Genomic DNA, 12,029 nt, shown 5'->3' with positions numbered 1-12,029 from the left:
GCGCTCAGTGATTCATCAATTCATAAGCACCCGCGAAATCTGCGCTTCAATAATCTCCAGATCTGGAATGACAGCGGCGTCACCCGCCAGTTTCACCTGCGACAACTCTACGCGACCGGGCTCGGCATGATCATCGGTCCTGAGGTCTTCCTTGGCAATACGCGCCTGCCGAGGAATGCCGTAGCAGCGAATCCCGTAGAAAGGTAGTCCGGCCCGGCCACTGATGCCGTTAAGTATGGCCACCTGACCACTGCCTGCATCCTGCTCCTGCACTGGATCACCGTTAAGTTTCTCAAAGGAAATCAGCGGAATACTCTGGCCGCGCCACTCCATCATGCCCAGCAGCCAGGGCGGCCCGTCGGCCACCAGCTGCAGCAACGACGCCGGCACAAACTCCGCCACGTTAACGTTGGGCAGCAGCAGGTGTTTGCGTTGCGAGGGCAACATCAGCACCGGCACCGTATCGGTAAACTGCAGTTGCTTGACGTCCTGTTCCATTGTTTAAGCCTTCTCGCCTCGTCGGTTTTTATTTCATTGCCGCTGCAGCGCTTATCCCCGCTCAGCGTTTTCTTTGCGCAGGCGGCTGGTCAAGGTTGCCGCAAGCTCTGCCGGCGTGCCACTGACACTGACCACCCCGGTGCGATTCGCCGCCTCCGGCATAGTATCACTTGCACAGCTCGATATTGCCTGCGTCCAGACCCGGCCGCCCACGGCGTGCACTTGGCGGGCCGCCTGTTCGCCATCGTTGCAGGTGCCACTGAACACAATCAGGCCCAGTTGCTGCCGATACTGTCGCGCCAGGCCCTCGGCCACCTCGTCGATGCAGGGTCGGTAACTACCGCGCCAACCTTTCGACGATGGGATCACCCGCCCGAAGGGCAAAAAGCGGGGCTTGGTTTCCGGCGCAATAATCAGAACCCGACCCGCCTGCAAGCGCGACTCGCCGGTAAACATGGCGATATCGTGCGGCGTATTGCGCAACAGATTAGTCGACAGTGCCTTATCAAAGGCCTCTTCAATATGCTGCACGTACACAAAGCCGACCGGAAGCGACGCCGGCACGGCGGACAGAAACTCAGTCACCGCCTGCGGGCCTCCCAGCGAGGCGCCCAGCAGCCAGACCTGACGCAATTCGACCACCGCCGGATTCACCGTCGGCACCAGTGCCGCATCAAGTTTGCCCAGCAACTGGGCTTGCCAGTGAACCAACTGTTCGCGTTGATCGGGCCAGCCATCCAGCACCAGTGTCGGCGCTTCCGAGACCTCGCTGATGTAATCCAAGGCCCGTTCAATCTGGGCTTCGGCCACCAGTACCAGCCAGATCTGTGGCTTTTCGCCGAGACGCCCGTGCAGCACCTCCAGCTCATCGGCGCCGCAGCTGAGCAGCACATAGTGCGAGGCCTTCACCAACTGATTTTCCAGCCAGCTCCGCTGCCTCGGATCGTCGACCACCAGCGCCAGCTGGGTCATCGGCTACCTCCTTGGCCTATCAGCTCCGGGCACCTCAAGATAGAGAAGTCTCTCCCAGCACCTCACCAATGGTCTGCAGCAGGGTGATTTCCTGGAAGGGTTTGCCGAGGTAGCGATTGACCCCCAGCTGGTGAGCGCGCTCCCGGTGCTTGTCACCGGTGCGCGAGGTAATCATCACGATCGGAATATCCTGCAGCCGACTGGTGTGACGCACGCGGCTCGCCACCTCAAAACCGTCCATACGCGGCATTTCGATATCCAGCAGAATAACATCGGGCAGATCGTCCGCGATTTGCAGCTGAGTCACCGCATCGACACCGTCTTTGGCCAGCAGTACGTCAAAACCCTGCCGCTCCAGCAGGCGCGAAGTTACCTTGCGCACGGTCACCGAGTCATCCACCACCATCACCAACGGGTTGCGTTGCTCTGCTTGCTGCGGTTTGTGTTCCAGCATCGCATCGCGACCGCGCTGCACTTCCGCCCGCACCAGTGCTGGAATATCGACGATCACAACCACGCTGCCGTCACCGAGCACCGTGGCACCGGACAGGCCGTGCACATGGCTGAATTGCGGCCCCAGCGCCTTCACCACGATCTCCCGCGAGCCCAGAATACTGTCGACCTGCACCGCGATCGGACGGTCGGTACCCCGCGCCAGCAGCACTGGTCGCGGCTCGCTCTGGCCTTCCAGGTGCGGGGTGATCTGGGTGCGCAGCAGGCCGCCCAGATAGCGCAGCATATAATCCTGCTTTGCGTACTCGAAAGGCGGCGCATCTTCCTGGTAATACACTTCCAGTTCGTAGGGGCTGACCCGCACCACCCCTTCAACGGTATTGATTGGAATAGCAAAAACATCGCCCCCGACACTCACCATCAGGGCCCGGTTAACCGAAACGGTAAAGGGCAGACGGATGGTAAAACGGGTCCCCTGTCCGCGCGTCGACTCAACCTGAATACTGCCGCCGAGCTGCTTGATCTCGCTGTAGACCACGTCCATACCAACGCCGCGCCCGGAAATCTGGGTAACCTCCGAGGCAGTCGAAAAGCCTGCTTCAAACAGGAAATCACTTAACTGCTCTTCGGTGACCGGATCGTTTTCACCGATCAAACCCTGCTGGACCGCCTTGGCCCGCACCGCCTCAAAGTTGATGCCGCCGCCATCGTCGTTCAAAACGATCAGCACATCGCCGCCTTCGCGGCCGAAACGCATACTGATATTGCCCACCGGCGATTTGCCCGCCGCCCGACGTTGGTCTGCGCTTTCAATACCGTGGTCCACCGCGTTGCGCAGCATGTGCTCAAGCGGCGGAATGATGCGCTCCAGCACCTGGCGATCGAGTTCGCCTTCCGCATTGAATACTTTGAATTCAACCCGCTTGCCGACCTCAAGACTGACCTGGCGCACAATGCGCCGCAGCCGCGGGATCATGCGGGTAAAGTGCACCATGCGCGAACGCATGAGCCCTTCCTGCAGTTCAGTGTTGATGCGCCCCTGCTGCAGCAGCAGGGTTTCCATATCCCGGGTGCGCTCACCTAAAGTATTGCGGATATCCAGCAGATCCGAGGACGACTCCATCAGCGAGCGCGACAGTTGCTGCAATTGGGAGTAGCGGTCAAATTCGAGGGGGTCGAAACCGTCCTGGCCTTCACTTTCCACCTGCTCCTGGCGGAACAGAATCTGGGCCTCGGTTTCAATATCGAGACGCCGCACCTGTTCCTGCAGGCGCTCTACTGTCATCGCCATTTCATCCAGGGAGCCCGCCAGCTCGACTACCTGCTCCTCGGCTCGGCCCCGGGAGATAGAGGTTTCACCCGCCAGGTTGACCAGGTTCTCCATCAACTGGGCGGAGACCTTGATCATTTCCTGAGGTGCCTGGGCCTCCATGGTCGCCGGTGCGGTTCGATCGCTCGATGATTTGAAGGGCGACTGCTCGTCGTTTGCCTTTACCTGCGTGGGCGGCTCTTCGCTGTCGATTGGCAACGACGGCAACAGGGGCTCACTGACCCAGTTGCGGTTGCCTTTGCGCACCGCTTCCAGCCCTTCGCCCATCCGGTCCTGATAGGACAGCATCTGGGCGAGGAAACCATCATCGCGCTCGGTGGTCTGCGCGATATAGGTTTCAAATTCGTGACTGATATCGCCAAGCCCGACCAGCCCGGCACGACGCGCGCCCCCCTTGAAGTTGTGCAAATGGCGTTGCAGCAACTCCAGATACTCGGCATTGTCACGATCGCCGGTCCAATACTGGATGGCGTCATCAATTGCTTCAATCAGGTCATCCGCCTCTTCGAGGAAGATTGACACCACTTCGTTTTCCAGCTGGCTGGCTTTCAACGCCTCTTCCGGAGAGGCCGAAGATGGCGGCAAAGCCTGCTTCAGAACCGGCGGCTCACCCCGGCCAGGCACTGCCGCCTTAAAGGCTTCACCGCGGCGTACCGCAGCCAGCCCCGCCACCAGATTATCCTGAAAGGCGTGCAGACGCGGTAGAAAATGATCACTGTGGGATTCGCCGCTGTCGACCGCCGCTTCGACAAAGCTTTCAAATTCGTGTGTGTACGTGCCCAGCGAACTGAGCCCGGCCATACGGGCGCCGCCCTTGATGGTGTGCAGGTGCCGCAGCAGGTTGTTCAGATCGCTCTGACTGCCGTCGCTCTCCGACCAGGCGTTGATGGACTCATCCACCCCCTCCAGCAGCTCGTCGGCCTCCTCCAGGAAGATTGCAGCCACTTCCGGGTCAACATCATCTTCTTCAAAGGCGGGTTCAGCCAGAGTGATTTCCTCGACCGCTGCCTTCGCTTCACCCTCGGCGCTTTGTTCCGCCACCGCATCGTCAGCCGCTGCGTTTTCGGCCGCCGCTTGTTCCTGGTTCTTTGATTCGCCGGACTGTAGCGGCGGCTCATCAATGACGATGGCATCTTCAACCAGGGGAATATCGTCATCACTGGCACCCAGCTGCTCGGCATCCGCAGCCAGGGTGGTGTCGTAATCAAAGGCGCGCAGGCGCTCCAACAACTCCGCATCTTCCTGAGGCTTCTGCTCCGCCGCCAGCTGATTAAGCATGCCGTCCAGAGCTTCAGCGCCCGCCTGACAGAGCTGTATAGCCTCTTCAGGCACCGGTCCGCGTGCGGCCTTCATCACCTCGGCCAAGGCATCGGCCAGCTCGGCGATCGCGTCCAGGTTTGAAATACTTTCGGCGCGCCGGGCAATCTGGCCACAGGTTTCCGCCAGTCGGTGCAGGCTGGCAGCGTCGGCGTAGTTGGCCAGCGTGTGCTCGACCGCAGCCAGGGTTTCGCCGGTGGAAACGAGAAAACCGTCCAGCTCGCCCGGCGCCAGCTGCTGCTCGCTGTCTTTGCTCTCATCGTCCTGAGCATTGAGCAAGAGCCGCTGGTGCAGACTGCTGATACGCTGCAGCAGCACATCGAGATTGGACACCTGCTCGGGCTCGCCCAGTTCAATGCGATCGATGGCCACAGCGGCGGCACCACTGGCGTCGCGTAGCAGCATCAGGGCGTCGACATCAGCCACATGGCGCAGGGCACGCATCTCTTTGATGTAGCTTTCCAATGGCGAGATCAGCCGGGCAATGTCCTGCATCTCTGCCATATTGGCCGCACCCTTAAGGGTGTGCAGTGAACGTTGGACGCCGTCAGGCACTTCAATCGGAGCTTCGGCGCGGGCCAGAAAGTTTTCCAGCATCTGCAGGTGAATGCGCGCCTCTGACACGAAAATCTCCGACAGGGTATCGTCGCTGTCGGGGCTGGTAGTGGATGCGAGCTCAGGTTCGGCCTCGGTAAAGGCCGACAGGTCGGGTGATTGCTCCGCCGCCAGGGCTTCGGCCTGGCCGGCGAGACGCTTGACCTGCTCGGCGTCGATTGTCTTGCCGACCTTGAACGCGTCAATCATGGAGGGCAGCAGCGCCATCACCTGATCAATCAGATTCAGTCGCGCCGCATCCAGACTGAAACGCCCTTCAACCACGCGATTCAGAAGATTCTCCACGGTCCAGGCCAGCTCACCAATCTGTGTGGCCTGCACCATGCGGCCGCTGCCTTTCAGGGTGTGGAAACCACGCCGAAGCTCGGCCAGCGCCTCTTCGTCTTCGGGCGTGTCGTCAAGGGCGGGGCGGAATTCACGCAGGGTGTCCAGCACCTCCTCGGCTTCCTCGACAAAAATTTCCACCAGTTCGTCGTCGACCGCAGGCTGCTCTTCTTCACCAAGCCCGTCAGCTGCCGGCGCCGATTCAGCGGCAGGGTCTGGCTCTGGCTCAGTCGCCGCAGCCATGTCGACTACGTTGTCAGCGACTGCTGACGACTCCGGGAAAGGCTCATGTTCCGGTGCCGGCTCCGCTCTATCTTTCTCGCCGTCCTGAACAGGTGCTTTATCACCCCCGCCTTCCACCGGATAACCCAGCTGCCCCACACAGCGCTCGGCAAGCACCAGCACCTCGGCGTCGGTGTGACTGAAATCGCTGGCGCAGCGCTCGAGATAATAGTCCACCGATGTCAGGGCATCAGCCAGTGCATCCAGAGTCTGCCAATCCGGCGTGTGCGGATCTTCCAGCAACTGCTCGCTGACAAAGGCGCGACAGGCCTCCAGTACGCGTGCGGCACGGTGCAGTTCCGCCAACAGCAGACTGCCACTGATGCTGCCCAGCAGCTCGGGCAATTCTTTCAGGTAGTCGGCCTGCCACTGGTTGGCAACAAAATTAACGACCGCCTCTTTGGCCAGTTCCAGGCCATTGCGCGACTCCCGCACCACCGCCAGATAGGCTCGGTCCAGCTGCTGCTGGGCTTCTTCGCTGTCGTTGAACAGCCCGACAGCGCCTGTCTGTGACGGACTCTCCCCCAGGGCGTCCGCCACCTGACGCAGCTCTGTCGCCAGTGCGGCATCTGCGCCAATATCGTCCGGAGTCCGTTGTAGCAGGGAGTTTAGTTTCTGGTATTCCTGGGTCAGGCCCAGCACCGCCGAGGTTTGAACCAGCTGCCCGAGCTGCAGACGGGTATCTGCAGTGAAGTCACCACCCTCGAGGCGGCCAGCAATCTGGTTTAGCTCCGTGGCGAGGGCACCGCGAACACCGGCAAGCGCCTCGTGGCTGTCACCGCTGTCGAGCGCAGGCAAGCTGGCGCTGGTGTTGTAGCGCTTTTTGACATCGCGGATATAGTTCGACGTCGCCTTGCTGTTGGCAACATAGAACAGCATGTCACGCAGTAGCGCTTCAGGCAGCGGTCGCCCCAGCACCGCCGGGCCAGCCTCGACAAACAGCCGAATCTCCCGGTCGATGCGACGCAACAGACTGCGCACGGCAAAACCACTGTAGATGGAGTTGTTGAGCAGACCTTCGAGCAGGGCAATGCAGACAACCCACATGTCCTGCACGGGGTAGCCGCGACAGATTTTGGCCGCTCTTGCGCAAACCTTGGCCATGTAGTTGAGGTTCTTGCGCTGCTCGTGCCCACGGTAGTAGCCCAACAGGGCAACCTGATACATCTGGCGCAGCTTTTTTGCCACATCCAGGAACTCCGCCTCGCCCAGTTGCAAGGGTTCCTCACTGGGACGAGTACCGTTAGCCAGGTCGGGCGAAAATACGCGGCTGGTAGACATCAGCGGCTCGCCGCACACGGCGCGCAATTCATTCAATGCCAGAATCAGTTCCGCCGGAAACTCGCGGTGCGCCTGCTGCACTTTTTCAAGATAGCGGGGCATCTCATCCAGCGAGCGTTTAAGCGCCTGCAGAGCATCACTGAGCAGGGAATCGGGAATCTTGCGGTCGAGCACCGCATTGACCAGCCGCTCCATTTCGTCGGCCAGCAGGGCAATACCGAAAAACTCCACCATCTGCAGGCTACCCTGCACCTGGTGAATATGGGCCAGACAGAAATGCAGCCGGGTGCTGTCATTGGGGTCGTCCATATAGGACTGCAGGGCAGTCTTGGCCGCCTGCAGCGACTCCGCAATCTCACCGGCGACCCAATCCAGGCCTACGTAATCGCGACGTTCAGTCATTGTATTCTCATCTTATGTTTTGCCGTCGCGGCGGCGCTCAAACAGTTGCACATTGTCGCCCCCCCTGCGGACCAGATCGGGATGACTCCAACCCGCCCCTTCACTGGGCCCGATCAACAGAATCCCTCCCGGCTTCAGCCGGCTAACCAGACTGTCAAGCACCTGACGCTGACGCCAGGACCGGAAATACACCATTACGTTCTGACAGAAAATGACGTCCATCGCAGAGCGCGGAGTGCTTTTCGGGTCCAGCAAGTTGGACTGGATAAAGCACACCCTGGAAGCCAGTTTCGGCACCACCTGATAATTCAGCCCCTGCCCCACCTGCATGTAGCGCTCGCGCAGTGTTTCCGGCAGTTCCTGCACCCGCCGAACATGGTAGGTTCCCTGCCGGGCAACTTTCACGGCGGCGTTGCTGACATCGCTGCCGATAACACCAAAATAGGCCTGCTGGCTCGCCGTCTCTATCAGGTTGCTTGCGATCATGGCCATGGTATAGGCCTCTTCGCCCGTGGAGCAGCCCGCACTCCACATATCCAGAACCAGTTTGTCGCCATTTTTGGCGGCAAGATCCAAGCGCTTTTGCAGGTAGCGGGCGAGAATCCGATAGGCTGACGGCGTGCGGTAAAACCGTGTTTCCTTAACCGCAAGATGGTCAATCAGCCACCCTCCCAGGCCGTGCCAGGGATTTTCTTCCAGCTGCTTAAGCGCGTCCTCGGCCTCCGCCTCGCTCATGTCCTGCAGCCAGGGTTTGAGCCCTTTCGTCAGAATATGCTGGTGTTGCTTGAGGTTGATGCCAGTCTGCGCCTCAAGCACGGCCTGCCATCGCCCCAGTTGTTCCTGCCTCACCTCAGCCATGTTGTTCTGCGACCACATTACGCTCACCCGGACAGCATCTGGTGTCAGGCTTCCTCAGCAATACCGTCCTGTTCTTCTTCAGTAGATAGCGCAGACTCCTGCTGTGGCAGCTTGAAACCCGCCACCGAGCGGCGCAATTCGTCGGTCATCTCGGAGAGGTTACCAATCGAGCGCGCGGTTTCTGTGGTGCCCGCCGACGTCTGCGAGGTAATTTCCTGGATAACATGCATCGTGTTGGAAATATGGCCGGCGGATGCCGCCTGCTGCCGCGCCGCGTTCGAGATGTTCTGGATCAATTCCGCCAGTTCCTGGGATACCTTCTCGATCTCTTCCAGCGCCGCACCGGCGTCCTGGGCCAGGCGAGCACCGCGCACCACTTCCGTGGTGGTCTGCTCCATCGAGATAACCGCTTCGTTGGTATCCGACTGGATGGTTTTAACCAGTGCTTCAATCTGCTTGGTTGCACCAGAGGAACGTTCCGCAAGGCGCTGTACCTCGTCCGCAACAACCGCGAAGCCTCGACCCGCATCACCAGCCATAGAGGCCTGGATCGCGGCATTCAGTGCGAGGATGTTGGTCTGGTCGGCGATGTCGTTAATCAACGATACGATATCCCCGATCTCCTGGGACGATTCACCCAGTCGCTTGATCCGCTTCGAGGTTTCCTGAATCTGCTCGCGGATATTGTCCATGCCCTTGATGGTGTTCTGTACCATCTCCGCGCCGGTATTCGCGATCGATACCGAGCGCTTCGCAACCGCCGCCGATTCAACCGCGTTTGAAGATACCTGGTCGATGGTCACCGCCATCTCGTTCACCGCCGCCGATGCACCGGCAATTTCCTGCGCTTGGTTCTCGGAGGCCTCGGCCAGGGTCAGGGCTGTCTGCTGAGAGTTCTGGGCGGCGGTGGATACCCGCAGCGCCGTGTCGTTAATCTGCGAAACCAGCACCCGCAGCTGGTCGATGGTGTAGTTGATAGAGTCGGCGATGGCGCCGGTAAAATCTTCCGATACCGTCGCCGTGGTCGTCAGGTCACCGTCCGCAAGGTCGGCCAGTTCATCGAGCAGACGCAGGATCGCGTTCTGGTTTCGCTCGTTGGTCTGAGCTGTTTCCTGCAGGCGCTCCTGGGTGTTGCGGAACGACTGGATACCCAGCAGGGCCAGCGAGATGGGGATCAGAATCACAAAGCCGAGAATGGTGGTCGTCGACCACAGCCGCTTGTCCTCGAGGTTGTCGATAGCCGTGGACAACTGGTTGGTCGCTTCCTGCACTTTCGGCGCATCCACGATGATGGACTCCGCCGCAGTGGTCGCTTCCAGCAAGCTGGGGGAAGCCTGGAAAATATCGTCAACCGAGCTGGCAACAAACTCAAATAGCTGGCTGATTTCCTGCAGACTCTGCTGGGCTTCGGGGTCGCGCACCCGGCTGACCTGCATCGCGGGGTTGCCTTCAATCATGCCGCGCAGAACTGTACCAAAGGTACTCGCATCGATATTAAACTGGTCGGCGGCGATCGGTGCATCCTGACCACCTTCAAGCATGCGGTCGACGTTCCGCGCAATCCGCTCTGCCAGCCAGGACTGGCGCTGGGCTACTGCCACCTGGTCAGCGGGTGCATTGCGGTCGAGCAGAATCTCCACGACGTTGTTGTATTCCTGCTGGAGTACAGGAATCGACTCGTTCAGAGTCAGGGCAACTTCGTGCAGAAAGATAATCCGCTCTTTGTTGGTAACAATGGTCTGGACCGCCTCACTGACCCGCTCCCAGACGCTGTCCACCGCCGCCAGCTCGCCACTGAGCAGTTCGCGCGGAGAAGGCAGGTCGTTACTGCCACGCTCAAGCACCGTCTGTGCCGCCTCAAAACGATCGTGGGCTTCGGCCAAAGCCTCAAAAGCTTCTGCGTCACCGGCCGCGGCCTCCCGCGAGCTGGTCTCAATCTGCTGGGTATACAATCGCAGATCACCCGCCAGCTCCAGGTAACGTTGATCAAAACTGGCATCGCGCAGAACGAAGTACGCATTGACACCCGCCCCGATAAAGCCGATCAGCATCAGCACAATAAACAGACTGATGGAGCGATTCCCGCGCAAGCGCGACACGCCACTGTCTTTACTTAATTTCATTATCCGGACTCCAGGCCGTATAGACTCTAGCTTTGTTGCTTTTATGTTTCCCCAACAACGGCCCTCAGGCCGCCACGTTATAAAATCTGTCGTCCTGAATCAGTTTTTCAGGACTGAATACCGCTCGCAAACCCTCTTCCTGAGCGTAGGCACCGTCGATGTAGGGTTTGAGCACGTCCGGTATACCCTCAGGCATATCGGGGCTGTATTGATCAACCGGAAAGGTTTCCATACCGCGAACACTGCTGACGATCAGGCCGCTGTAGAACTCCCCCATTTCCAGCACCAGTACGCGATGGGACTTGCGGGTGCGATCCAGCGCGCCACCCAGAAAGGCCTCCATATCCATCAGTGGCAGCAGTCGGCCGCGAACATTGGCAACGCCGCGTACCCAGTCCTGAACGGAGGGCAGCCGGGTATAAGGTGGCAAAGTGAGAATTTCGGTGACCTGCCCCATCGGGGCGACCAGGCGGACACCGCCCAGCTCAAAGGAAATGCCCGTCCACTCCGGTACAATGTCGTACTGCTGGGGCAGGCCAGGGGCTACCGCAACACTGTGGTTGGCCAGGGCAACTAGCTGGGCAAAGGGTTCTTCAGGCAACTGCATGTTGAAATCCAAGCGCTCAGGCGGTCATTACCGACTTGATAGTCTTGACCAGTGTGCTGTCATCCACCGGCTTGGTCAGATAGCCTTTGGCGCCTTGGCGCTTACCCCACAAACGATCGGTTTCCTGATCCTTGGTGGTGACAATAATCACCGGTATGGCGCTGGTGGCAGCATCGTTGCTCAGCTGACGGGTAGCCTGAAAACCATTCATGCCGGGCATGACAATATCCATCAGCACAACATCGGGTTTTTCAGAGCGGGCCAGCTCAATGCCCTGCTCCCCCGATTCAGCCGTCAGCACTTCGTAACCGTGCTTGCTGAGCATCTGGGAAATTTTGTAGGTCTCCGTCGGCGAGTCATCGACAATCAACACTCGAGCCATTTTACTTCTCCATAGACAGAATTATTATTCTTATGCCGCAGCCACGTGGGACTGTATCGCTTCCAGCAATTCGTTCTTGCTGAAAGGCTTGGTCAGATACTGATCAGAACCGACAATGCGCCCCTTCGCCTTGTCGAAAAGACCATCCTTACTGGACAGCATAATCACCGGCGTTTTCTTGAACTCAGTATTGTTTTTGATCAGCGCACAGGTCTGGTAACCGTCCAGCCGGGGCATCATGATATCAACAAATATGATGTCTGGTTTTGAATCGGCAATCTTTGCCAAAGCATCAAATCCATCTGTGGCAGTAATTACCGCACAACCGACCTTGCTGAGCAAGGTTTCCGCGGTACGACGAATGGTTTTACTGTCGTCGATTACCATAACTTTCAGGTTTTCGAAATTTGCTTCCATTGAGTCACCTTGACACAGGGCCCCGCGCCCGCATTGGGCGACGAGCCTTATTATTGTTCCAGCCAGCTTTCCTGTTTAACACGGATTTCAGCTTTAATCCATAACTTGAGGGCAGCCAACAGTTTATCGCTTGTATGCTACAGGCCTGTGTCAGCCGCCACCCGGCAA

Annotated in this window: 8 protein-coding genes; all 8 read right to left on the bottom strand. The window is 59.1% G+C overall.

The genetic code is table 11. From position 1 onward, the window contains the following. Positions 1-15: 15 nt before the first annotated feature. Entirely contained in the window at positions 16-498 is a 483-nt protein-coding gene (locus ABY734_RS02080; RefSeq protein WP_372777303.1) for a chemotaxis protein CheW, read from the bottom strand. A 51-nt stretch (positions 499-549) separates the two neighbouring features. Beyond that, the gene (locus ABY734_RS02075) at positions 550-1,470 is read right to left on the bottom strand and encodes a chemotaxis protein CheB (RefSeq protein WP_372777302.1); all 921 of its coding nucleotides are present in this window, start codon (positions 1,468-1,470) and stop codon (positions 550-552) included. Between the two features lie 34 nt (positions 1,471-1,504). Next, positions 1,505-7,474, bottom strand: a complete 5,970-nt coding sequence (locus ABY734_RS02070) for an Hpt domain-containing protein (protein WP_372777301.1) — start codon at positions 7,472-7,474, stop codon at positions 1,505-1,507. A gap of 12 nt (positions 7,475-7,486) precedes the next feature. Then, positions 7,487-8,332, bottom strand: a complete 846-nt coding sequence (locus tag ABY734_RS02065; protein ID WP_372777300.1) for a protein-glutamate O-methyltransferase CheR — start codon at positions 8,330-8,332, stop codon at positions 7,487-7,489. Positions 8,333-8,376: 44 nt separating this feature from the next. After that, a complete protein-coding gene (locus ABY734_RS02060) occupies positions 8,377-10,455 on the bottom strand; it encodes a methyl-accepting chemotaxis protein (protein WP_372777299.1) in 2,079 nt (692 codons plus the stop codon). A 64-nt stretch (positions 10,456-10,519) separates the two neighbouring features. Then, positions 10,520-11,062: a chemotaxis protein CheW gene (locus tag ABY734_RS02055; protein ID WP_372777298.1), complete on the bottom strand. Its 543-nt coding sequence runs from the start codon at positions 11,060-11,062 to the stop codon at positions 10,520-10,522. 16 nt (positions 11,063-11,078) lie between these two features. Further along, complete coding sequence (pilH, locus tag ABY734_RS02050) at positions 11,079-11,444, bottom strand: twitching motility response regulator PilH (RefSeq protein ID WP_372777297.1); 366 nt, start codon at positions 11,442-11,444, stop codon at positions 11,079-11,081. Between the two features lie 30 nt (positions 11,445-11,474). Further along, a complete protein-coding gene (gene pilG / locus ABY734_RS02045; protein ID WP_372777296.1) occupies positions 11,475-11,861 on the bottom strand; it encodes a twitching motility response regulator PilG in 387 nt (128 codons plus the stop codon). Between the last annotated feature and the right edge of the window lie 168 nt (positions 11,862-12,029).

The sequence above is a fragment of the Litorivivens sp. genome (assembly GCF_041624475.1).
Lineage (GTDB): Bacteria > Pseudomonadota > Gammaproteobacteria > Pseudomonadales > Spongiibacteraceae > Litorivivens.
The sequence above is the reverse complement of the archived record's forward strand: the minus strand, read 5'-3'. Positions and strand labels throughout refer to the sequence as shown.